A 21738-nucleotide genomic window follows, 5' to 3' on the forward strand; every position below is an offset into this window, starting at 1 on the left:
CACAAGAACGAAAGCACAGGGCAGACGAGGTCTTCGACACTATCATGATTGACGTCGAGGATCTGCTTGCCCTGGTGCGAAACTACAACCCGCGCAGCAATGCCGCCCTGATCCGCGACGCCTATGAATATGGCATGCGGATGCATGAGGGCCAGTTCCGCCATTCCGGCGAACCCTATTTCACCCATCCCATCGCCGTCGCTGCCATCCTGACCGAAATGCGGCTGGATGATGCCACCATCATCACCGCCCTTCTGCACGATACGATCGAGGACACCCGCTCGACCAAGGAAGAGGTCGCGGGCATGTTCAGCCCCGAGATCGCCGAGCTTGTCGATGGCGTGACCAAGCTGACCAACCTGGAACTGTCCAGCACCCAGTCCAAGCAGGCCGAGAACTTCCGCAAGCTGTTCATGGCCATGTCGCGCGACATGCGGGTCATCCTGGTCAAGCTGGCAGACCGGCTGCACAACATGCGCACCATCCGGTCCATGCGTCCCGACAAGCAGGTCAAGAAGGCGCGCGAGACGATGGACATCTATGCCCCCCTGGCAGGCCGGATGGGCATGCAGTGGATGCGCGAGGAGCTGGAGGACCTGGCCTTCAAGGTCATCAACCCCGAAGCCCGCAGTTCGATCATCCGCCGTTTCGTCAGCCTGCAGAAAGACAGCGGCGACATCATCGGCCAGATCACGGCCGATATTCGTGCGGAACTGGAACGCGAAAACATCGATGCCGACGTCTTCGGGCGCGCGAAAAAGCCCTTCAGCGTCTGGCGCAAGATGCAGGAAAAGCAGTTGGCGTTTTCGCGGCTGTCCGACATCTATGGCTTTCGCATCATCACCCGCAGCGAAATGGACTGCTATCGCGTGCTGGGCGTCATCCACCACCGCTGGCGCGCCGTGCCGGGCCGGTTCAAGGATTACATCAGCCAGCCCAAATCGAACGGCTACCGCTCGATCCACACGACGGTTTCGGGGCGTGACGGCAAGCGGGTCGAAATCCAGATCCGCACCCGCCAGATGCATGAGGTCGCCGAAGCCGGTGTCGCGGCGCATTGGGCCTATCGCGACGGCGTCCGCACCCGCAATCCCTTTGCCGTCGATCCCGCCGAATGGATCGCCAGCCTGAACGACCGCTTCGACACCGAGGATCACAACGAATTCCTCGAACACGTCAAGATGGAGATGTATCAGGATCAGGTCTTCTGCTTCACCCCCAAGGGCGACGTGATGCAGCTGCCACGCGGCGCGACACCCATCGATTTCGCCTATGCCATCCACACGCGGCTTGGCAATTCCTGCGTGGGCGCCAAGATCGACGGCATCCGTGTGCCGCTGTGGACCCGCCTGCGCAACGGCCAGTCGGTTGACATCATCGCTGCCAGCGGCCAACGCCCGCAGATGACGTGGCTGGACATCGTCGTCACGGGTCGGGCCAAGGCCGCGATCCGGCGATCCCTGCGCGAAGAAGACCGCGACCGCTTCATTCGCCTGGGGCGTGAACTGGTCCGCGTCAGTTTCGAACATGTCGGGCGCAAGGTGACCGACAAGGCGCTGCGCACCGCCGCCAAGCAGATGGGCCTGCCATCCGCCGAAGAATTGCTGGCCCGCATCGGCAGCGCCGAAAACTCTGCTAAAGAGGTTCTGGGCGTCCTCTATCCCGAACTGGCCGATCACCACGACGAAATCGACAGCAAACGCCCCTTCGCCGGTCTGGAGGCTGACGCCAATTTCAAGCGCGCCCCCTGCTGCAACCCGCTGCCGGGCGAACGCATCGTCGGCATCACCTATCGCGGGGCGGGCGTGGTCATCCATGCCATCGACTGCCCGGTTCTGGCCGAATTCGAAGACAGCCCCGACCGTTGGGTCAACCTGCAATGGCGCGAAGGCCGCCATCCCGCCGCCTATTCAAGCATGCTGCATCTGACCATCCGGCATGACGCGGGCGTGCTGGGGCGCATCTGCACCTTGATCGGGGCGCAGGGGGCGAATATCTCGAACTTGGAATTCATCACGCGCAAGTCGGATTTCTATCGCATCGAGGTCGATCTGGAGTTGCGGGACCACGAACATCTGCACAACCTGCTGACCGCGCTCGAGGCGGAAAGCGATGTCGCCCATGTCGAACGTATCCGCGATCCTGCGCTGAAACCCTAAGGCCGGCGGGCCATCACAGATCGGGTGTCACTTGTTCAAACGACGCAAACCGCGCAGCTACGGGCAGATCGCCAGCGAGATGATCTATCCGCGCGGCGGATGGCGTCGGGCCACAAGGTACGTGATGTACCGCCTGCGCCGCCTGCCCGACCAGCCGCATCGCATCGCGCGCGGCGTGGCAGCGGGTGTCTTCGTATCCTTCACGCCGCTTTTCGGGTTCCACTTCCTGTCGGCGGCGGCGACGGCCTGGATCATCGGCGGCAACATCCTTGCGGCCCTGCTGGCGACCTTCATCGGCAATCCGGTGACGCTGCCCTTCATCGCCTTCGCCTCGACCGCGGTGGGCCGTCACATTCTGGGACTTAAGGGCGATCTGTCACCGCATTTCATCTTTCGGGAATTTTCCCGCGCCACCGGCGAAATCTGGCACAACATCCATTCCATGTTCGGACCCAAGGTCGCGCATTGGAACATGCTGCATGATTTCTTCTTCCAGATCTTCTGGCCCTATGTCGTGGGCGGGACGATCCTGGGGCTGGTCGTCTCGGTCGGGGTACATTACGTGACCGTGCCGGTCTTCCGCGCCTATCAGAGGCGGCGTGAAAAGAAGATGGCCGACCGGATCGAGCGTGCCTCGCAGCGGGCCGCGGCGCTGGCGCTGCAACGCGCGGCGGCGCTGCTGGACAAGGACGACACGCCGCCCCGGCCTTAGTACCCCTTGCTGCGATCAACCAGATTGGCGACCGGCTGCCCTGACATGGCGCGGTGCAGGTTGTCCACAGCGCCCCTCGCAGCCGTCGCGGGGCGGGTGTCGGCGGCGACATGCGGGGTCACGGTGATGCCCGGATGCGACCAGAAGGGGTGGTCGCGGGGCAACGGTTCGGTCCGGAACACATCCAGCACCGCATGGGCCGGGCGACCGCCCTGCAGCCCCTGCAGCAGGGCATCATCATCGATCAGCGTGCCACGACCCGCATTGATGATCCACGCCCCCTTGGGCAGCAGGGCCAGCCTGCGGGCATCCAGCAGGTTTCGCGTAACGGGTGTGTCGGGCAGCAGACAGATCAGGATCTGTGATCCTGCCAGCACCTGATCCAGTCCGGACAGCGGATGCATGGCGATCCCCGGCACCGCCCGCCCCGAGTTGCTGACCCCCGTGACCGAAAACCCCACGCCCCCCAGCATGGCCGCCGCGGATTTGCCCAGCTCACCCATGCCAAGGATGGTGACTGTGCGTTCCGTCGCCAGTGGCGGGATCTGGCCGTTGCGCCATGTACCGTCCTGAGCATAGCCGTCCATGCCAAGATGCGCCCGCATCGCCCAGCCCGTGCAGTATTCCGCCATGCCCTGCGCCAGCCCCGGATCGACCATCCGCGCCAGAGGCTGTGTCAGGGTGTCGTTGGTGATGATCCGCTCGACCCCTGCCCAGAGGCTCTGGATCAGGCGGACGTTCACATAGGGGGTGAAATCGGTGATATCGCCGCCCGGGGCATAGATGATCGCGTCGAAGCTGGCCGGGTCACCGTCACGGTGCAGGTCCATCCCCGGATCGATGGCGCGCAGGGCCGGTGCCCATTCGTCCCAGGCTGCGGGGGATGCGGAAAAGCGGACTTTCATGGCGTCACCTCGGTCTGTGGACATGGGCCGATTGCACCAGACCAAAGCCCAGCATCAGGATCATCAGCGACGTGCCACCATAGCTGACCAGCGGCAGGGGCGAGCCCTTGGCCGGCAGCAGCCCCATGACGGTCGCCATGTTGATGGCGAAATACAGGAAGAACGTGCCGCTGATGCCGATGGTGATCAGGCTGGCAAAACGGTCGCGGTTCGAAAGCGCAGAATAGAGGCAGAACCCGACGATCAGCATATAGAGCGCCAGCAGGGAAAAGGCGCCGATAAAGCCGAACTCCTCGGACAGGACGGTGAAGATGAAATCGGTGTGCTTTTCGGGCAGGAAGTTCAGCCGCGACTGCGTGCCCTGCATGAAGCCGCGCCCCGACCAACCGCCCGAGCCCAAGGCGATCTGGCTCTGGATGATGTTGTAGCCCGCGCCAAGCGGATCGGCGGTGGGGTCGAGGAAGGTGTCGATGCGGCGGAACTGGTATTCCTTCAGCAGCTGCCAGTCGGTGCCGCGCGATTGCATCACGGCATAGACGGCGCCGACGCCCGCGCCGACGACCACGCCGAAATACCACAGCGACACCCCCGCGGCGAACATCACGATGCCTCCGCCGGTGATCAGCATGATCGAGGTGCCAAGGTCGGGCTGCATCAGCACCAGCGCCGTCGGCGCAAGGATCAGCACCACCGGGATAAGCACCCACAGCGGGCGCGACACCTTCTTCAGGTCCAGCCAGTCGTAATAGGCCGCCAGCAGCAAAACCTGAGAGATCTTCATCAACTCGGACGGTTGCAGACGGATGGGGCCGATGTCGATCCAGCGCTGCGCGCCCATGCCGATGGCACCGAACAGATCCACCGCCACCAGCAGCAGGAAGCAGACCACATAGGCCGACACGGATATCCCGCGCCAGAACCACATGGGCACGAAGGCCAGCCCCAGCATGATGACCATGCCCACGGCAAAGCGGTACATCTGGGGCTGGGCCCATGTCTCGATCTCTCCGCCCGCCACGGAATAGAGCATCAGGAACCCGATGCAGCAGACGGCGGTGATCAACAGGACCAGCGGCCAGTTGATGAAGAAGACCTTGCGCAGCCCGGTGGGGACCTGTGCGACCTTATAGTCCAGATATGACATGGGCCCCTCAGGCGCGGCTGCGGCCGGGGCGCGGGGCCTCGGGCGTGTAAAGCTGCATGGCGTTGTGACGTTCTTCCATGGCGGCGCGCTGGTTCGAGGGGACGGAATCCAGCGGCGGCAGGCCTCCGTTCAGCGCAAACAGCAGGATGTCGCGCGCGATGGGGGCCGCAACCGTCGATCCGCCGCCGCCATGTTCCACCACGACCGACACGGCATAGCGCGGCGCATCATAGGGGGCATAGCAGACAAACAGCGCGTGGTCGCGACGTTCCCACGGCAGCTGGTCGTTGGAAATCACCCCGCGGGCACGTTCGGCGGCGGTGATGTTGCGGACCTGACTGGTGCCGGTCTTGCCGACCATGCGCCATTCCTCACGCTCGATCCGGGCCTTGCGGGCGGTGCCGCGGGCGCTGTTCATCACCGCGTCCATGCCCGCGCGCGCCACCTTCAACGAGGCCTCGCTGATGTCCAGCGGCGGAAACTCCGTCGGCAGCTTCTTGACGCCATCGACCGACCGGATCAGCTGCGGATCGATCTTGCGCCCCGATGCGACACGCGCCGTCATCACCGCCAGCTGCAAGGGCGAGGCCAGCACATAGCCCTGCCCGATCGAGGCGTTCAGGCTGTCGCCGATCTGCCACGCCTGATCATAGCGAGCCTGCTTCCATGCGCGGTCCGGGGCGATCCCTTCGGACACCGCCGACATCGGCAGGTCGTGTTTCACCCCGATGCCCAGCTTGCGCGCCATGATCGCCATGCGGTCGATGCCCACCCGCTGCGCCAGTTCGTAGTAATAGACGTCACAGCTTTCCTGCAGGCTTTTCACCGCATCGACGGTGCCGTGCCCGCCCCTGCTCCAGCAGTGGAAGCGGCGACCGCCCAGTTCGGTATAGCCCGGACAGAAGAAGCGGCTGCCGGAATTGATCACCCCGGCCTCCAGCCCCGCCAGAAGGGTCACCAGCTTGAAGGTCGAACCGGGGGGATAGACACCCTGCACCGTCTTGTCGGCCAGCGGACGATGATCGTGATCCATCAGCCCGCGGTAATCGGTCGTCGAAATCCCGCGCACGAATTTGTTCGGGTCGAAGCTGGGCGACGAACTGATCGCCACCAGTTCGCCCGTATGGCAATCCATGACCACGGCAGCGGCGCTTTCCTGACCCAAACGCTGCGCGCAGTAATTCTGCAGCTTGGCATCGACGGTCAGCTGCACGGTCGCGCCCTGTTCGCCCTCTTGCCGCGACAGCTGGCGCATTTCGCGACCGGTGCTGTTCACTTCGACGCGGCGGGCGCCGGCCTTGCCACGCAGGACCTCCTCCAGCCGGCCCTCGACGCCGATCTTGCCCAACTGGAAGTCGGGCAGCCGCAGGACGGGATCGGGGTCCTCGATCCGCGACAGATCGTAATCGGACACCGGCCCGACATAGCCCATGACATGCGCCAGATCGCCTGCGCGTGGATAGGCCCGCGACAGCGCGGATTCCGGCGTCACCCCCGGCAGGGACGGCGCATTGACCGCAATGGTGCTGAACTGTTCCCACGACAGGCGGTCGGCCAGCACGATGGCGGTAATGGCGCTGCGCTTGGAGAATTCGTCGCGCAATTCCTCCATCCGGGCATCGCTGATCGGGATCAGCTGCGCCAGCCGCCGCAGAACCGGCTCGACGTCGCCGCCCAATTCCTCTCGTGTCAGGGTCACGCGGTAATTCTGTTCGTTGCCAGCGATGATCAGGCCCGTGCGGTCCAGAATCAGCCCGCGCGACGGTGGCAGCAGTCTGATCTTGATCGAGTTGCCATCCGCCAGCATCCGGTATTCATCGGCATGATCCAGCTGCATCGACCGCATCTTCAGCGCCAGCGTCGTCACGGTGCCGATCTGGATGCCTGCCAGCAGCAGGCCCCGTCGCGTGATGCCACGGTTGCTGTCAACGATATCACGTTGCGATTTTTTCATCCCGGAACCCTTCTTACGCTCCCTCGGGGCGACCTGCACGACGCAGGCCCAGCAACCAGCGCGCCACAAAGATCACCAGAGGATAGACCAGCACGGTCGCCAGAAACTGCAGGATCACCTGACCAAGCGCCGGGACCGGCAGCACGAACAGGATCTGGACCAGACGGTTTCCCAGCATCATCAGACCGATCAGGGTGGTCACCCGCAACCATTCAACCATGAATGGCTGGTCGCGCCAACGGTGCTCTCGAACTCGTGCAGCCTCGCTGCCGATCAGAACGAAGGCAGTCCACAGCCCAAGCGGGCGCATCAGCAGGACGTCCTCAATCAACACGGCGGCGACGATGACGGGGGCGGACAGCTGGTCGGGACGACGCAGGACCCAAGCCAGGATCAGCGCCAGCATCATGTCGGGACCGGGCCATCCCATGATGCCGCCCTTCAGCGGCAGTAGGCGGATGAACAGCAGGACCGCCGCCGACAGCAGGAAGACTGCCGTGCCGGTCACGAAGCTGCGGCTTGGCAACTGGATCATGGCGAGGTGCCCGGATCCAGCGCATCGGTGGCGGATGCGGCCTCGACGGGGCTGTCGGGCAGCATGGGGCCGATAAAGCCTTCGGGGCCGCGGCGGATGACGGCGGTGGTATCAACGACGGCCTCGGCGGGATGGGACCGCAGGACGCGCAGGAACTCAAGTCGGCCATAGTCGGCGGCCATGCGCACGCGCATCCGCCCGTCGGCACCCTGCGCCACCTGCCCCACCAGCAGCCCCGGCGGGAAGACCCCGCCATCGCCCGAGGTGACGATCCGGTCGCCCGGCCGCACGTTGTCGCCCGATTCGATGAATTCCAGCACCGGCAGCGGCGTGTTGTCGCCCGTGGCCAGCGCCCGTTCGCCCGTCGGCTGGACCACCACCGGGATGCGCGACGAAGGGTCGGTCAGCAGCACAACGCGGCTGGTCCGCTGACCCACGCCCGCGATGCGCCCCACCAGCCCAAGGCCGTCCATCGTGGCCCAGCCTTCGATGATGCCGTCACGCGCGCCGACGTTCAGCAGCACCGACTGGCGAAAGGCCGAGCCGCTGTCCATCGTCACCACGCCGGTCACGCTGGTCAGCGCCGGATCAAGCCGGACGTTGTTCTGGGCCAGCAGCTTGCTGTTTTCCTGTTCCAGCTGGACGGCGGCTTCCTTCCAGGCGGACATGCGCTGCAGTTCGCGGCGCAATTCCTGGTTCTGTTCGTAAAGCCGGGCATAGCTCTGGAAGCCCGCGACCATTTCGGACACGCGGGTCACCGGCACCAAGGCCCATTCGAAACGCGGCACGATCCGGTCGATCATCGCGGTGCGCATCTGTTCGGCGCGCGGACTGTCGATGCGCCAGAACAGGAACAGCGCCAACAGCGCAAGCGCCATCAGCGCGATCAGGACGCGCCGGACCGGGGTCGCGAAATCTGGTCCCTTGCGGGCCATAAGCGATCAGCTGTCGTAGTCGATGACGTGGCGCAACTGCTTCTCGAACTCCAGCGCCTTGCCGGTGCCAAGTGCGACGCAGCTCATGGGCTGGTCGGCAAGGCTGATCGACAGGCCGGTCTGCTCGCGCAGCGCCAGATCCAGTTCGCCCAGCATCGCGCCGCCACCGGTCAGCATCACACCGCGATCGACGATGTCGGCGGCCAGATCCGGGGGCGTGGCTTCCAGCGCGACCATCACGGCCTCGCAGATGGCCTGAACCGGCTCGGTCAGGGCTTCGGCGATCATGGCCTGGCTGACTTCGATTTCCTTGGGGATACCGTTCAGCAGGTCGCGGCCGCGCACCATCAGCGTCGCGCCACGGCCATCGTCGGGCATACGGGCAGTGCCGATGCTGGTCTTGATGCGCTCGGCGGTCGAATCACCGATCAGCATGTTCTGGTTGCGGCGCAGATAGTTGATGATCGATTCGTCCATCCGGTCGCCACCGATCCGGACCGAGCGGGCATAGACCACGTCGCCAAGCGACAGGACCGCCACTTCGGTGGTGCCGCCACCGATATCGACGACCATGCTGCCGGTCGGTTCGGTGATGGGCATGCCCGCACCGATGGCCGCGGCGATGGGTTCGGCGATCAGGCCGGCCTTGCGGGCACCTGCGGACAGGACCGACTGGCGGATCGCACGCTTTTCAACCGGCGTGGCGCCGTGGGGCACGCAGACGATGATCTTGGGCTTGGAAAACGTCGTGCGCTTGAAGACCTTCTTGATGAAGTGCTTGATCATCTGCTCGGCGCTGTCGAAATCGGCGATGACGCCTTCGCGCATCGGGCGGATGGCCTCGATGCTGCCGGGCGTGCGGCCCAGCATCAGCTTGGCGTCCTCGCCCACCGCCAGAACCTGACGCTTGCCGTCCTTGACGTGATAGGCCACGACCGAGGGCTCGTTCAGGATGATGCCCTTGCCCTTGACATAGATCAGCGTGTTCGCCGTCCCGAGGTCGATTGCGATGTCGGTCGAAAACAAACCGCCGAATGCCATGCCCGTATCCTTTTCGCGCCGGTTGGCCCGGCCTGCCCTGCTTTGAAATCAGTCTTTGGGCCATAAAAAGCCCTGAATCGCCCCTGCAGGCTTGGCTCCGTATAGAACCCTGTCCCGCAGGCGAAAAGCCCCGATGCATACAAAACACGGCAATGGCGGCTTCTTGCGCGGAACGAAACGGCCCGGACCGCAGGTGTCCGGGCCGTGGCCGATCAATGCGAATACATGCTGATCTGCTTGGCGTCGCTGCCCTGCGCGGTCATGGCGCGGCGCAGAATCAGCCGGTTCAGCGCACCGATATAGGCTTTGACCGATGCCAGAATCGTGTCCGTGTCGGCGGCCTGACCGGTGACGATGCGGCCCTCCTCCTCCATCCGGACGCTGACGGTGGCCTGCGCGTCGGTGCCCTCGGTCACGGCATGCACCTGGTACAGCTGCAGCCGCGCTTCATGCGGGAAGATCTGGCGGACAGCCTTGAAGCAGGCATCGACCGGACCGTCGCCGGTGGTTTCGGCCTGCTTTTCCACGCCATCGACGGTCATGGTCAGCTGCGCCGACTGGCCGTCGCTGCCGCAGACAACGCGCAGATGCTTGACCTGCAGGTGATCGTCCTGCGTGTTGGCCGCGGCATCCAGAACCAGCGCGATGATGTCTTCGTCGAAGACCTCTTTCTTGCGGTCGGCCAGCGCCTTGAAGCGGACAAAGATGTCCTTCAGCTGGTTGTCGCCAACCTCGTATCCCAGATCGGCAAGCTTGGCGCGCAGGGCTGCGCGCCCCGAATGCTTGCCCATCGCAATGTTGTTTTCGGTCAGGCCGATGTCGGCGGGGCGCATGATCTCGAAGGTCTCGACGTTTTTCAGCACGCCATCCTGATGGATGCCCAATTCGTGCAGGAAGGCGTTCTTGCCGACGATGGCCTTGTTGAACTGGACCGGGAAACCCGACACCGACGCCACGCGGCGCGAGATGCCCATGATCTTGGTCGTGTCGATGCCGGTCTGGAAGGGCATGATGTCGTTGCGCACCCGCATGGCCATCACGACCTCTTCCAGCGCGGTGTTGCCGGCGCGTTCGCCCAGACCGTTTATGGTGCATTCGATCTGGCGGGCGCCCGCTTCGACCGCGGCCAGCGAATTGGCGGTCGCCATGCCAAGGTCGTTGTGACAATGCGTGGCAAAGATGATGTCATCGGCGCCCGGCACACGTTCCAGCAGCATGCGGATCAGCTCGGCGCTTTCACGCGGCGCGGTATAGCCGACTGTGTCGGGGATGTTGATCGTCGTGGCACCGGCCTTGATGGCGATTTCGACGACGCGGCACAGATAATCATGCTCGGTCCGCGTGGCGTCCATGGGCGACCATTGCACGTTGTCGCACAGGTTGCGCGCATGGGTGACGGTCTGGTGGATGCGATCGGCCATCTGGTCCATGTCCAGATTGGGAATGGCGCGGTGCAGCGGCGAGGTGCCGATGAAGGTGTGGATACGCGGGCTTTTGGCGTGCTTCACAGCCTCCCAGCAGCGGTCGATGTCGGGCAGTTGGGCGCGGGCAAGGCCGCAGATGGTGCTGGTCTTGGCCATCTTGGCGATCTCGGAGACGGCGGCGAAATCGCCTTCGGATGCGATGGGGAAGCCGGCCTCGATCACATCGACTCCCATTTCGTCCAGCATGCCGGCGATTTCCAGCTTTTCGGCATGGGACATCGTGGCGCCGGGCGATTGCTCGCCGTCGCGCAGCGTGGTGTCAAAGATTACGACGCGGTTGTTGTCGGTCATCTGTCTGGTCTTTCTTACGGCCCGTCATCGGGCGTCATGCATGTCTTGGGATGAACCCGGACCATGAACCTGACTGAGCGGCGGCCCGGACGACCCGCTCAGCGCAGCGTAAGACGCAACAGACCACGGAGATGCACGGCCGGAAGCGCCCCTTGGGGCGCTAGGATGGCGGCGGCGATTTGGTGCTTCCGGATCATGGGGCGAATATGCAGGGCCGACCCGCGATTGGAAAGCCAAAAATTCGCGGATGCCCCGGCTGTACCCTGCCCGCTGCGCTGCGGCCCTGCCCGAAGTGCGGGCATCGGACCGGTGGGTAAAGGGCGGCAAAGATGTATCGCTACATTTTCTCTGGCCCTGACGAAAAGCTGTGCCTATCCTTTCAGCACCGACATAAAGAAACGAAATCCAACAGATGAGGGTAAGATGTCACGCAAACTGGTCGTCGGTTTCGACGGCAGCGATGCATCGCTGCGGGCGCTTGATTTCGCCATCACCCGGGCGCAGGCGCAGGGCGACAGCCTGCTGATCGCCCATGTTCTGGAATGGTCGCCCTACAGCTTTCTGACCCCGAGCGAGCTGGAAGAACGCCATCGTCGCCGCAAGGAGGAACTGCTGCGCGCGGAAACAGCCGTCATGCGTCCCGTGATGAAACGCATGGAGGAAGCCGGCATCCCCTTCGAAACCACCATGCGATACGGCCATATCGCCGAAACGCTGTGCCGCGTCGCCAAGGACGCCGATGTCGCCATGATCTTCATCGGCCGGATGGGCAATTCGGGCTTTGCCACCCGCATCTTCGGATCGGTCGCAGCCACGCTGGCGCAGGTCGCGCCGGTGCCGGTCGTCATCGTCCCCTGAAGCCAGCGCGTCATCAACCAAGGACATCCATATCATGAAACATTCCACGAAGGCGCTGATGACGGCGGGCATGGCGGCCAGTCTGGCCGCAGGACCCGTCGCCGCGCAGGGGATCGACGAGACCATCAACACGGTCTTCGCCAATTCGACAGGCTGGTTCGTCAGCCTGATATTTTCCAACTTTCCGGGGACAAACTTCCCCTGGATCGTCGGCTGGCTGGTGATCGCGGCGATCATCTTCACCATCTACTTCGGATTGGTGCAGCTGCGCTTCTTCGGCCATGCGATCGCTCTGGTGCGGGGCGATTATTCCGACCCCAATGACGCGGGCGAGGTCAGCCACTTCCAGGCGCTGACGACCGCCCTGTCGGGAACCGTGGGTCTTGGCAACATCGCGGGCGTCGCGGTGGCCGTGGGCATCGGCGGTCCGGGCGCGACCTTCTGGATGATTCTGGCGGGTCTGCTGGGCATGGCGACCAAGTTCACCGAATGTACGCTTGGCGTGAAATACCGCAATGAATACGCGGACGGCACCGTCTCGGGCGGTCCGATGTATTACATGACCAAAGGCTTTGCCGAACGCGGCATGCCGGGCGGCAAGATTCTGGCCGTTCTGTTCGCTATCTTCTGTATCCTCGGGTCGTTCGGTGGCGGGAACATGTTCCAGTCGAACCAAGCGCATGCCCAGATCATCAATGTCGTGGGCGACTATCCCGGCTGGATCACGGGCGTCGTCATGGCGGTCATCGTCTTCCTGGTCATCGTCGGCGGTCTGAAATCCATCGCCAGCGTGACCGAGAAGATCGTGCCCTTCATGGCCGCGCTCTATGTCGGCACGGCGCTGATCATCATCGCCATGAACTATGACATGATCGGTTCTGCCTTCGGCCAGATCTTCGCCGGCGCCTTCACCAATGACGGTGTCGTCGGCGGTGCCATCGGCGCGCTGATCCAAGGCTTCCGCCGCGCCGCCTTCTCGAACGAGGCGGGCGTCGGTTCGGCCGCCATCGCCCACAGCGCCGTGCGCACCAAGGAACCCGTCACCGAGGGCTTCGTCTCGCTGCTGGAGCCCTTCATCGACACCGTCGTGATCTGCACCATGACGGCGCTGGTCATCATCATCACCGGCCAGCTGGTCACCGACCCCGAAACCGGGATGTTCGTCCTGAACGAGGCCGGCACCGCGATCCGCACCGTCGGCGACAACAGCGGCGTGGCCCTGACCTCGGCGGCGTTCAGCAGCTCGTTCGGGTGGTTCCGCTATATCCTGGTCGTCGCTGTGGTGTTGTTCGCCTTCTCGACCATGATCTCCTGGAGCTATTACGGGTTGAAGGCATGGACGTTCCTCTTCGGCGAAGGCCAGACCAAGGAACTGATCTTCAAGATCATCTTCTGCATCTTTGTCATCATCGGCGCTTCGGCAGGTCTGGGCCCGGTCATCGACTTCTCGGATGCGGCGATCTTTGCCATGGCCGTCGTCAACATCCTGGCGCTGTATCTGCTGATGCCGATCGTCAAGGCCGAGATGTCGCGCTATCTGGGTCGCCTCAAAGCGGGCGAGATCCGCAAGTACGACTGACCGGCCGTCAGTTGACCACAACCGGGGCGGGCGCTGATGGCGCCCGCCCCTTTTTTGATGCGATCCCCAGTGGCCCCCCTTGCGAATATGTGGCAGGACGCGACGCATCGCACGCGAGAGAGAGGATCGGCACGTGACCAAACACAGCTTCGTTTATCAGGGGATGCGTTTGCCGTTCGCCCTGTTGGTGACCTGTTTTGCCGCATGGGGCATCGCCGCGAACATGACCGACCCGCTGGTGCAGGTCTTTTCGCGCGTCTTCTCGATGTCGACGCTGCAGGCTTCGTTCGTCCAGTTTGCCTATTACGGCGCATATTTCCTGCTGGCCCTGCCCGCGGCCTTCATCAACCGCCGCTTTTCCTATCGCACCGGCATCCTGACCGGACTGGGCTGCGCGATCCTTGGCGCGTTCATGTTCTATCCGGCCGCCCATGCGATGACCTTCGGCTTCTTCCTGCTGGCGCTGTTCCTGCTGGCCGGTGGCCTGTCGATTCTGGAAACTTCGGCCAACCCCTTCGTCATGGCGATGGGACCGGAGGACAACGCCACGCGCCGTCTGAACTTTGCGCAGGCCTTCAATCCGGTCGGCACCAACATCGGCGTCTTTCTGGCCGCAACGCTGATTCTGCCCCAGCTGAACACCGCGTCCGCCGATGATCGTGCCGCCATGGCCCCCGAGGCCCTGCGCGCCGTCCAGCAGGCCGAGTTGCAGGCCGTCATGGTTCCCTATGTGGGCTTCGCCTTCGTGCTTCTGGCCATCTGGGTCGCCATCGCGTTCAAGCGCATGCCCACCCATTACGAACAGGTCGAGGAACACGACACGCCGGTGCATTTCCGCGCCACGCTGCGCCGCCTGCTGTCGAACCGCCACTATGTCTTCGGCGTCGCGGCCCAGTTCTTCAACGTCGCCGCCCAGACCTGCGTCTGGACCTTCACCATCCAATACGTGATGGAATCACTGCAGGGCAGCGAGGCGCAGGCCGGCTGGTATCTGCAGGCCAGCCTGATCGTCTTCCTGATCTCGCGCTTCGTGATGGTCGGCCTGATGGGCGTGGTGCGTCCGGCGCTGCTGTTGATGGTGATGGCGCTTGCGGGCACGGCGTTGTGCTTCTTTGCCGCCAGCGGACCCGGCATCCTGGGTGTCTGGGCCGTGGTCGCCCTGTCGGCCTGCCTGTCGCTGATGTTCCCGACCATCTACGGCCTTGCGCTGCACGGCCTTGGCACCGACACCAAGTTCGGCTCGGCGGGGCTGGTCATGGCTATCCTTGGCGGTGCCGTGATGCCGCTGGTGCATGGCGGGGTGATGGACGTCTATGGCGCGGCCGTGTCCTATGTGGTGCCGGGCCTGTGCTTCCTGGTTGTCGCGGGATATGGCCTTTTCGACCTGAAATCGGGTGACCGCGCAGGGTGATCCCTGCGCGTTCCGCCATGCGGTGAGTGCAAGGCGGACCTGTCCGTTATCCGGCTTGTCCCCACCACCGATAGCGCCAACATTAGGGGGGAACCTGAAACGAAAGGAACGCCCCATGCTTGGACAGTTCGGAATTTACAATTCGGCACAAGGCCAGCGTCTGATAGCGCAGAAAAGCCCGCAAGGTCGCCGCTTCATGCTGCTGCCCCACGAGATCGGCGCGTTGAACGCCGCCTTCCCCACGCTGCGCCGTCTGCGCAAGCGCCTGGCTGCACGCAGCCGCACCCGCATGCAACCCGCCCAGGCCTGAGACAACTCAGGCCTGACGCTTGTCCTGCCGCTTTTGCGGGACCAGCTGTTGCACCGCACCTGCCAGCAACAGCCACACGGACGTCAGCACCAACCCCCAGATCGCCCAGCTTGACGGATGGAAATCGACCCATGCCGCACGCCCCGCGAACAACACCCACAAAATGGCTATGGTCAGCGACACGGGGCGCCAACGCTCGGTCCTGACGGGGTGGATGAACTTGATGTTCGTGAACATCGCGATGCTGAGTGCGGTCACGATGGCCAGAATCACCGTCCAATGCGGCTCGGTGGCAAACAGCACCAGCACGACCATGTTCCAGCAGCCGGGGAAGCCGGCAAAGGAATTGTCCTTGGTCTTCATCCGCGTATCCGCGAAATAGACCACGCTGCCGAAGACGATGACCACATTGGCGAACCATCCCGTCCAGCCCGACAGCAGTCCCGACTGGAACAGCGCGAAAGCCGGGATGAAGACATAGGTCAGATAATCGATGATCAGATCCATCAGCACCCCGTCATAGGCGGGGAAGTTCGTCTTGACGTCATAGCGACGTGCAAGCGGGCCATCGATGCCGTCGACCACGAAGGCCACGACAAGCCACAGGAACATCAGCGCCCATTCGCCATTGGCGGCGGCCAGCATGGCCAGCATGGACAGGACCGCGCCCGTAGCGGTCAGAAGATGGACGGACAGGGCTTTGTGTTGGATCTGCATGCGCAGGTTGTCGCAGGTTGCGCAACGCGGTGCAACCGCACAGGGCGCGCCGCGGGGGCGCTTAGCGCAGGATCGGCGGCCCCTTGGGTTTGGGCGGGGCCACCACAGGTTCGGGCAGCGTCAGGTCAAAGATCAGCGCGCCCGAGGGGGCGACGGCTTCGGCAAAACTGATGTCGATGCCGCCCGGCTGCGGGGGCAGGAAGGCCAGCGCCTCGGACAGGGCCTTGGCGATGGCGGCCTGCCGATCGGCCGGCGCCCCCGAGATCAGCAGCAGGTGCGATGCCGCCTGCCCGTCCTGCCCCGCGACCCCCACCAGCGCCGCGCCCGCGATCAGCCCGCGCATGTCGGCCAGCCGGTCACCAAGCGGTCCGGACAGCACCGCCACCGTGCTGGCATCGGGGGTGACAAGACGCATGCGGGCCTCATCCTCGTGCGGGGCGCTTTCCAGCGCGCCGGTCAGCCAGTCCAGCGTCGCCGCATCCAGCATCATCTGCGAGGGATGGCCCGGATTGACCAGCAGCCCCGCCCCGTCGGCCTTCAGCAGCGACGCCAGCACCCGCCCCGGCATTGCGGCATAGGCGACCGCCTGACCAAAGAAATCCGCCAGCCGGTCTTCGCCGTCACAGGCGATTGCCATGCGCGCCCCTTCCAGTTCGAACAGCTTCAGTTCGACCTGATCGCGCAGAGGCTCGCGCATCAGTGCGACCGAAACTTCGGTATCGGCCAGTCGCGACAGCATGCGGGCCCGCTGCGGCGCATCGGCGTCGTGGAAGGGAACGGTGGCAAGATCATCCAGAGCGGTCATCGCAAAGGCCCTCGGGTTGGGGTTTTCCCTGCCCTAATCGCGCGGCGGGGGCGGAACAAGTCCCGCAAGGATATTGCATGATTGCGCCGCGTGCAAAAATCCGACCATATTCCTTGGATGAACCGACGCACACTTATCCTGACCGCCGCACTGGCGCCCGTTCTGGCGGCCCCGAATCTTGCCCAGGCCGGGCTTGGCCCCATTCTGGATCAGGCCGAACAGCTGCAGGCGCTGCGCAACGTCGCCATCTGGTGCGACGACGACGACGGCGGCCATGAGGTCGCGGCCCAAGGCTATCACGGCTTTACCCCGGACAATCCGACAAACATCAAGTCTGCCTCGAAATCTATCATCTCGGCGCTGGCGGGCATCGCCATCGGCAAGGGCTTGCTGGAGGGACCGGACCAGAAGATCGCGCCCCTGCTGCGGTCCGACCTGCCCGCCGATCCCGATCCGCGTCTGGCCGAGGTGACCATCGGCCAACTGCTGTCCATGCAGGCGGGTCTGGAACGCCAGTCGGGTCCGAACTATGGGCGATGGGTCGGCAGCGGCAATTGGGTCCGCGCGGCGCTGGCCGCACCCTTCACGCAGGATCCGGGCGGGCGGATGCAATATTCGACCGCCTCGACGCATCTGGTGGCGGCGATCCTGACGCGGGTGACGGGACGGCCGCTGCTGGATGTGGCCCGCGACTGGCTGGGACAGATCCCGGGGTTCAGGATCACCGGATGGGACCGTGATCCGCAGGGCATCTATATGGGCGGCAACCAGATGGCGATGACCACGCGGTCGCTGCTGGCCTTTGGCGCCTGCTGCGCGCGGCAGGGCAAGGCGGCGGGCCGTCAGGTCATTCCGGCATCATGGCTGCACGACAGCTGGCAACGACGCACGACCTCGGTCTTTACCGGACAGGGCTATGGATACGGCTGGTTCCTGACCCGCATCGGCAGCAGGCCCGCGCGTTGTGCATGGGGATACGGCGGTCAGATGCTTTACGTGATGCCCGCGACGCTGACGCGCCCCGCCGTGGCGATCGCCATGACATCGGACCCCGATCAGCCGTCGGCGGACAACGGATATCGAATCAGTCTGAACCGACTGGCCGACAGCGTGGTGCGCGCCATCTGAACGGCGCGCGCCCCTTTGGTCATCAGTCGACGAAGTCGCCCGCCTGGAAGTTGCCCAGGTTGCCCAGCAGCTGGCCGATCAACGACACCTCGGTGATGCTGCCCTCGGTCACGCGGCGCGACAGGGTGACGACGCGGCCACGTTCCTGCCCGAAGCGTTCGACATTGCTGACGACGCCCGTGGGGGTAAAGGATACGGCGACGACCTGACGCTCGACCTCTTGCGAGGGGGCGGGACCATAGCGGCGCCAGCGCGATCCGACATAGTACCAGCCCGACCCGGTCAGCAGACCCTGCGCCGAAGGGCGTCCGATCAATCCGGGCAGTTCATCCATGGTGGTCTGCCCCACGACGACCTGCGCCAGATCCAGCTCCGGTGGCACATATCCGTGGTTGCGATAGACCGGAGCGCAGGCGGCAAGCCCGAGGACGGCAAGAAACGCCAGTGTCATCAGGCTTCTGATGGCGGTCATGGGCAGGTTCCCTCCTTGGGGCGGTTGACGCGGCTCGCCCTGCCTAGCAAACTCGGGCACCCTGCTCAAGAATATCAATCGGCGGGGCGGGTCGCTGCATTGCGCAGCCTGCCCGCCAAAGCTACGCCGCATCCGCACGACAATTCCCGCACGAACCCCCGAGGCCCCCCATGACCGCCCCCGAATCGCATCCGCAACGCCTGCGCGTCGCGCATCTGAACCCGAATACGGCGACCACCTTCCATCTGCGCCCCGGTGACCAGCCCCGCGCCGATATCGCCACCGAACTTGGACTGGACGGGCTGTCGCGCCTGAATTTTGAAGGCAAGGTCAGCGCCGAAGGCCGCGACGGCTGGCTGCTGACCGGCAAGCTGCAGGCCCGCGTGATCCAGCCCTGCGTGGTGACGCTGAAGCCGGTACGCAGCGACATCGCCGAAGATGTCCGCATCCGTTTTACCCCGCATATGCCCGATGTTAACGCCGAAGAGGCCGAGATGCTGGACGAGACCCTTGAACCGCTTGGTAACTTCATCGACCTGACCGCCATCATGGTCGAGGCGCTCAGCCTTGCCCTGCCCGAATACCCCCGTGCCGAGGGTGCGCGTCTGGATGTCGTGGCCCCCGATGTCGCAGCGGAACCCACCCCCGACACCCGCCGCCCCTTTGCGGGGCTGGATCAGCTGCTGAAGAAGGACGACGGCGAATCCTGATCCCCGCCGGGGATGACATCGGGGCGGCGCAGGCGTGGCACGGGGGCCACAGCGCCGCCGCAAAACGCCCGGCGCACCCTGTCTGACCGCGAATATGGGGCTATTTGGCCCGTGACCCTGCGCAATTCGCCCCATGGCACCCCCACGAGGGCTTGCGGGCGCGGCCGTGATGCCGTATCTGCGCGGTTCATTTACGAATTCAAATCCACGGTGTTCCTGCGTTTCGGCGCCGCACCCTGACAACTCGAGGTGGTGACATGGCTGTCCCTCAGAATCGCGTAACCCGCTCGAAGCGTAACATGCGCCGCGCGCATGATGCCCTGGTTGCGGGCAACCCGAATGAATGCACGAACTGCGGCGAACTGAAGCGTCCGCATCACGTTTGCCCGTCCTGCGGCCATTATGCCGACCGCGAAGTCGTCGCGCAGGCCAGCGAGATCGACCTGGACGACGACGCAGCCTGATAGGGCCCGCGCCGGATCCATATGATCGACGAAGCAGCGACCACAAACCCCTCGCACCCCTTGGATGACAAGGGTGGCGTGGTGATTTCGGTTGACGCCATGGGCGGCGATCGCGGCCCATCGGTCGTGGTCGCGGGCATGGCCGAAAGTGCCGACAAGAACCCCGAAATTCGCTTCATCGTCCATGGCGATGAAGCCGAATTGCGTGGGTTGATCGCCCGCCGCAAGTCGCTGGAAGGTCGCTGCGACATCCGTCACACGGAATCGGTCGTCACGATGGACGACAAACCCAGCCAGATCGTCCGCAAAGGCGCTGGCACGTCGATGTGGTCGACCATCGAATCGGTCAAGCAGGGCGAGGCGCAAGTCGCCGTGTCCTGTGGCAACACCGGTGCGCTGATGGCGCTGTCGATGTTGCGGCTGCGCAAGCTGCCGGGTGTCAATCGCCCTGCCATCGCCTGCCTGTGGCCATCGCTGAACCCGCAGGGTTTCAACATCATGCTGGACGTGGGCGCCGACATTCGCGCCGACGCGCATGACCTGTTGCAATACGCCCTGATGGGCACTTCCTATGCCCGCAACGGCCTTGGGTTGGAAAACCCGCGGGTCGGCCTGCTGAATGTCGGCACCGAGGAACATAAGGGCCGTCAGGAACTGAAGCAGGCGCACGAGCTGATCGAACAGGCGGCACGCGACGGCAACTTCGACTATGTCGGCTTCGTTGAAGGCGGTGATCTGCCCTCGACGCGCGTGGATGTGATCGTCACCGACGGTTTCACAGGTAATGTCGCATTGAAGACCGGCGAAGGCACTGCCAAGCTGGTCGGTGCGTTCCTCAAGGACGCCTTTTCGAATTCCGTGATGTCGAAATTCGCCGCCGTTCTGGCGATGACCTCGCTGAAACGTTTGCAGAAACGCATTGATCCGCGCCGTGTGAACGGCGGGATCTTCCTTGGCCTGAATGGCACCGTCGTGAAATCGCACGGCTCTGCCGATGCGACGGGGGTCTCCGCCGCGATCAAGCTGGCCTTTACGCTGGCCAAGTCGGGCTTTCAGGACCGTCTGGCCGCCCGCGTCGCCCAGAGTGCAGCAGCCTCGTCCGGCGCGGCCGAGACAGGAGCATCGTCTTGATTCGACGTTCGGTCATCCGGGGCAGCGGACATTATCTGCCCGAACGCATCGTGGAAAACAGCTGGTTCGAAGAACGGCTGGACACCAGCGACGAATGGATCCGGTCCCGCACCGGGATCGAACGTCGCCACTTCGCCGCCGAAGGTCAGACCACCAGCGATCTGGGCATCCGTGCCGCCCGCGCGGCGCTGGAGAACGCGGGCATTGCCGCCGACCAGATCGACGGCATCATCGTCGCGACATCCACGCCGGATCTGACCTTCCCCTCGGTGGGAACGATGGTTCAGGCGGGATTGGGCATCAAGCGCGGCTTTGCCTATGACGTGCAGGCCGTCTGCGCAGGCTTCGTCTTTGCACTGGCCAATGCCGATGCGATGATCCGCGCCGGCATGGCCGAGCGCATTCTGGTCATCGGAGCCGAGACGTTTTCCCGCATCATGGACTGGACCGACCGCAGCACCTGCGTGCTCTTCGGCGATGGCGCGGGCGCTGTCGTGCTGGAAGCGCAGGACGCCGCTGGCACCAGCGATGATCGCGGCATCCTTGCGGCGGATCTGAACAGCGACGGCACGCATCGCGATCTGCTTTACGTAGATGGCGGCGTATCTTCGACCGGCACCGCAGGACAGTTGCGCATGCAAGGGAACCTGGTTTTCCGCCACGCGGTGGAAAAGCTTTCCAAGACGGCGGCGACGTCCTTGGGCAAGGCCGGGCTGACCGACAAGGACGTCGATTGGCTGGTCCCGCATCAGGCAAACCTGCGCATCATCACCTCGACTGCCCATAAGATGGGCCTGCCGATGGAGAAGGTCGTGCTGACCGTCGCCGATCACGGCAACACCTCAGCGGCATCCATCCCCTTGGCACTGTCGGTGGCCAATCTGCAGGGCCGCTTCAAGCAGGGCGATCTGCTGGTGACCGAGGCGATCGGCGGTGGTCTCAGCTGGGGCTCGGTGGTCCTGCGCTGGTAAACGGCACGACCGGACGACATGA

Annotated in this window: 21 protein-coding genes; 11 read left to right on the forward strand and 10 right to left on the reverse strand. The window is 64.2% G+C overall.

Annotation, left to right across the window (positions count from 1 at the left end; all coding sequences use genetic code 11):
• Nucleotides 1-44: 44 nt before the first annotated feature.
• Nucleotides 45-2159: a RelA/SpoT family protein gene (locus tag SJY40_RS11565; protein ID WP_378946428.1), complete on the forward strand. Its 2115-nt coding sequence runs from the start codon at nt 45-47 to the stop codon at nt 2157-2159.
• Between the two features lie 31 nt (nt 2160-2190).
• Entirely contained in the window at nt 2191-2871 is a 681-nt protein-coding gene (locus SJY40_RS11570) for a DUF2062 domain-containing protein (RefSeq protein WP_378946431.1), read from the forward strand.
• On the opposite strand, the gene SJY40_RS11575 is transcribed toward SJY40_RS11570, so the two are convergent.
• From SJY40_RS11575 to SJY40_RS11605, 7 genes are all read right to left on the reverse strand, one after another.
• The gene (locus tag SJY40_RS11575) at nt 2868-3776 is read right to left on the reverse strand and encodes a 2-hydroxyacid dehydrogenase (protein ID WP_378946434.1); all 909 of its coding nucleotides are present in this window, start codon (nt 3774-3776) and stop codon (nt 2868-2870) included. The genes SJY40_RS11570 and SJY40_RS11575 overlap by 4 nt on opposite strands.
• A 4-nt stretch (nt 3777-3780) precedes the next feature.
• Nucleotides 3781-4920, reverse strand: a complete 1140-nt coding sequence (rodA, locus tag SJY40_RS11580; protein ID WP_378946437.1) for a rod shape-determining protein RodA — start codon at nt 4918-4920, stop codon at nt 3781-3783.
• Between the two features lie 7 nt (nt 4921-4927).
• Nucleotides 4928-6874 carry a penicillin-binding protein 2 gene (mrdA, locus tag SJY40_RS11585; RefSeq protein WP_378946439.1) on the reverse strand — a complete coding sequence of 649 codons (1947 nt, stop codon included), beginning with the start codon at nt 6872-6874 and terminating at the stop codon, nt 4928-4930.
• A gap of 13 nt (nt 6875-6887) precedes the next feature.
• Nucleotides 6888-7409: a rod shape-determining protein MreD gene (locus SJY40_RS11590; RefSeq protein ID WP_378946442.1), complete on the reverse strand. Its 522-nt coding sequence runs from the start codon at nt 7407-7409 to the stop codon at nt 6888-6890.
• Entirely contained in the window at nt 7406-8344 is a 939-nt protein-coding gene (mreC, locus tag SJY40_RS11595) for a rod shape-determining protein MreC (RefSeq protein WP_378946444.1), read from the reverse strand. The genes SJY40_RS11590 and mreC overlap by 4 nt, the downstream gene beginning before the upstream one ends.
• Nucleotides 8345-8350: 6 nt before the next feature.
• Nucleotides 8351-9385 carry a rod shape-determining protein gene (locus tag SJY40_RS11600; RefSeq protein WP_072296401.1) on the reverse strand — a complete coding sequence of 345 codons (1035 nt, stop codon included), beginning with the start codon at nt 9383-9385 and terminating at the stop codon, nt 8351-8353.
• Between the two features lie 212 nt (nt 9386-9597).
• Nucleotides 9598-11160, reverse strand: coding sequence for a 2-isopropylmalate synthase (locus tag SJY40_RS11605; RefSeq protein WP_378946447.1), 1563 nt, complete (start codon nt 11158-11160; stop codon nt 9598-9600).
• 423 nt (nt 11161-11583) lie between these two features.
• Between SJY40_RS11605 and SJY40_RS11610 the strand changes: the two genes are divergently transcribed.
• The 4 genes from SJY40_RS11610 to SJY40_RS11625 all read left to right on the forward strand — a co-directional run bounded on the left by SJY40_RS11610 (nt 11584) and on the right by SJY40_RS11625 (nt 15318).
• Nucleotides 11584-12018: a universal stress protein gene (locus SJY40_RS11610; RefSeq protein WP_378946450.1), complete on the forward strand. Its 435-nt coding sequence runs from the start codon at nt 11584-11586 to the stop codon at nt 12016-12018.
• A 34-nt stretch (nt 12019-12052) separates the two neighbouring features.
• Entirely contained in the window at nt 12053-13597 is a 1545-nt protein-coding gene (locus SJY40_RS11615) for an alanine/glycine:cation symporter family protein (RefSeq protein ID WP_378946452.1), read from the forward strand.
• A 133-nt stretch (nt 13598-13730) separates the two neighbouring features.
• Complete coding sequence (gene fucP, locus SJY40_RS11620; RefSeq protein ID WP_378946454.1) at nt 13731-15008, forward strand: L-fucose:H+ symporter permease; 1278 nt, start codon at nt 13731-13733, stop codon at nt 15006-15008.
• Nucleotides 15009-15123: 115 nt separating this feature from the next.
• A complete protein-coding gene (locus SJY40_RS11625; protein ID WP_378946456.1) occupies nt 15124-15318 on the forward strand; it encodes a hypothetical protein in 195 nt (64 codons plus the stop codon).
• A 6-nt stretch (nt 15319-15324) separates the two neighbouring features.
• Here the strand turns inward: SJY40_RS11625 and SJY40_RS11630 are convergent, their stop codons facing one another.
• Together SJY40_RS11630 and SJY40_RS11635 are read right to left on the reverse strand one after the other, a co-directional pair.
• Nucleotides 15325-16035, reverse strand: a complete 711-nt coding sequence (locus SJY40_RS11630) for a CDP-alcohol phosphatidyltransferase family protein (RefSeq protein WP_378946458.1) — start codon at nt 16033-16035, stop codon at nt 15325-15327.
• Between the two features lie 61 nt (nt 16036-16096).
• Nucleotides 16097-16840, reverse strand: coding sequence for an SseB family protein (locus tag SJY40_RS11635; protein ID WP_378946461.1), 744 nt, complete (start codon nt 16838-16840; stop codon nt 16097-16099).
• Between the two features lie 117 nt (nt 16841-16957).
• On the opposite strand from SJY40_RS11635, the gene SJY40_RS11640 reads away from it, so the two are divergent.
• Complete coding sequence (locus SJY40_RS11640) at nt 16958-17968, forward strand: serine hydrolase domain-containing protein (RefSeq protein ID WP_378946463.1); 1011 nt, start codon at nt 16958-16960, stop codon at nt 17966-17968.
• Between the two features lie 22 nt (nt 17969-17990).
• On the opposite strand, the gene SJY40_RS11645 is transcribed toward SJY40_RS11640, so the two are convergent.
• Entirely contained in the window at nt 17991-18440 is a 450-nt protein-coding gene (locus SJY40_RS11645) for an outer membrane protein assembly factor BamE (RefSeq protein ID WP_378946465.1), read from the reverse strand.
• A 170-nt stretch (nt 18441-18610) separates the two neighbouring features.
• On the opposite strand from SJY40_RS11645, the gene SJY40_RS11650 reads away from it, so the two are divergent.
• The 4 genes from SJY40_RS11650 (at nt 18611) to SJY40_RS11665 (ending at nt 21716) form a co-directional block, all read left to right on the forward strand.
• Nucleotides 18611-19150, forward strand: coding sequence for a YceD family protein (locus tag SJY40_RS11650; protein WP_378946467.1), 540 nt, complete (start codon nt 18611-18613; stop codon nt 19148-19150).
• 257 nt (nt 19151-19407) lie between these two features.
• On the forward strand, nt 19408-19614 hold the full coding sequence (gene rpmF / locus SJY40_RS11655) for a 50S ribosomal protein L32 (RefSeq protein WP_108500401.1): 207 nt from the start codon (nt 19408-19410) through the stop codon (nt 19612-19614).
• Nucleotides 19615-19635: 21 nt separating this feature from the next.
• Nucleotides 19636-20745, forward strand: a complete 1110-nt coding sequence (gene plsX, locus SJY40_RS11660; RefSeq protein WP_378946470.1) for a phosphate acyltransferase PlsX — start codon at nt 19636-19638, stop codon at nt 20743-20745.
• Nucleotides 20745-21716, forward strand: a complete 972-nt coding sequence (locus tag SJY40_RS11665) for a beta-ketoacyl-ACP synthase III (RefSeq protein WP_378948410.1) — start codon at nt 20745-20747, stop codon at nt 21714-21716. Before plsX ends, SJY40_RS11665 begins: the two co-directional genes overlap by 1 nt.
• The last annotated feature ends 22 nt before the right edge of the window (nt 21717-21738 follow it).

This window comes from Paracoccus sp. R86501, from assembly GCF_042466435.1.
GTDB lineage: Bacteria > Pseudomonadota > Alphaproteobacteria > Rhodobacterales > Rhodobacteraceae > Paracoccus.

Coding starts and splice junctions, on each gene's coding strand:
- SJY40_RS11605 (WP_378946447.1), bottom strand. CDS start 11,160: ATGACCGACAACAACCGCGTCGTAATCTTTGACACCACGCTGCGCGAC.
- mreC (WP_378946444.1), bottom strand. CDS start 8,344: ATGGCCCGCAAGGGACCAGATTTCGCGACCCCGGTCCGGCGCGTCCTG.
- rodA (WP_378946437.1), bottom strand. CDS start 4,920: ATGTCATATCTGGACTATAAGGTCGCACAGGTCCCCACCGGGCTGCGC.
- SJY40_RS11640 (WP_378946463.1), top strand. CDS start 16,958: ATGAACCGACGCACACTTATCCTGACCGCCGCACTGGCGCCCGTTCTG.
- SJY40_RS11630 (WP_378946458.1), bottom strand. CDS start 16,035: ATGCAGATCCAACACAAAGCCCTGTCCGTCCATCTTCTGACCGCTACG.
- SJY40_RS11575 (WP_378946434.1), bottom strand. CDS start 3,776: ATGAAAGTCCGCTTTTCCGCATCCCCCGCAGCCTGGGACGAATGGGCA.
- SJY40_RS11610 (WP_378946450.1), top strand. CDS start 11,584: ATGTCACGCAAACTGGTCGTCGGTTTCGACGGCAGCGATGCATCGCTG.
- rpmF (WP_108500401.1), top strand. CDS start 19,408: ATGGCTGTCCCTCAGAATCGCGTAACCCGCTCGAAGCGTAACATGCGC.
- SJY40_RS11635 (WP_378946461.1), bottom strand. CDS start 16,840: ATGACCGCTCTGGATGATCTTGCCACCGTTCCCTTCCACGACGCCGAT.
- SJY40_RS11650 (WP_378946467.1), top strand. CDS start 18,611: ATGACCGCCCCCGAATCGCATCCGCAACGCCTGCGCGTCGCGCATCTG.
- SJY40_RS11645 (WP_378946465.1), bottom strand. CDS start 18,440: ATGACCGCCATCAGAAGCCTGATGACACTGGCGTTTCTTGCCGTCCTC.
- plsX (WP_378946470.1), top strand. CDS start 19,636: ATGATCGACGAAGCAGCGACCACAAACCCCTCGCACCCCTTGGATGAC.
- SJY40_RS11600 (WP_072296401.1), bottom strand. CDS start 9,385: ATGGCATTCGGCGGTTTGTTTTCGACCGACATCGCAATCGACCTCGGG.
- SJY40_RS11590 (WP_378946442.1), bottom strand. CDS start 7,409: ATGATCCAGTTGCCAAGCCGCAGCTTCGTGACCGGCACGGCAGTCTTC.
- SJY40_RS11565 (WP_378946428.1), top strand. CDS start 45: ATGATTGACGTCGAGGATCTGCTTGCCCTGGTGCGAAACTACAACCCG.
- SJY40_RS11615 (WP_378946452.1), top strand. CDS start 12,053: ATGAAACATTCCACGAAGGCGCTGATGACGGCGGGCATGGCGGCCAGT.
- mrdA (WP_378946439.1), bottom strand. CDS start 6,874: ATGAAAAAATCGCAACGTGATATCGTTGACAGCAACCGTGGCATCACG.
- SJY40_RS11625 (WP_378946456.1), top strand. CDS start 15,124: ATGCTTGGACAGTTCGGAATTTACAATTCGGCACAAGGCCAGCGTCTG.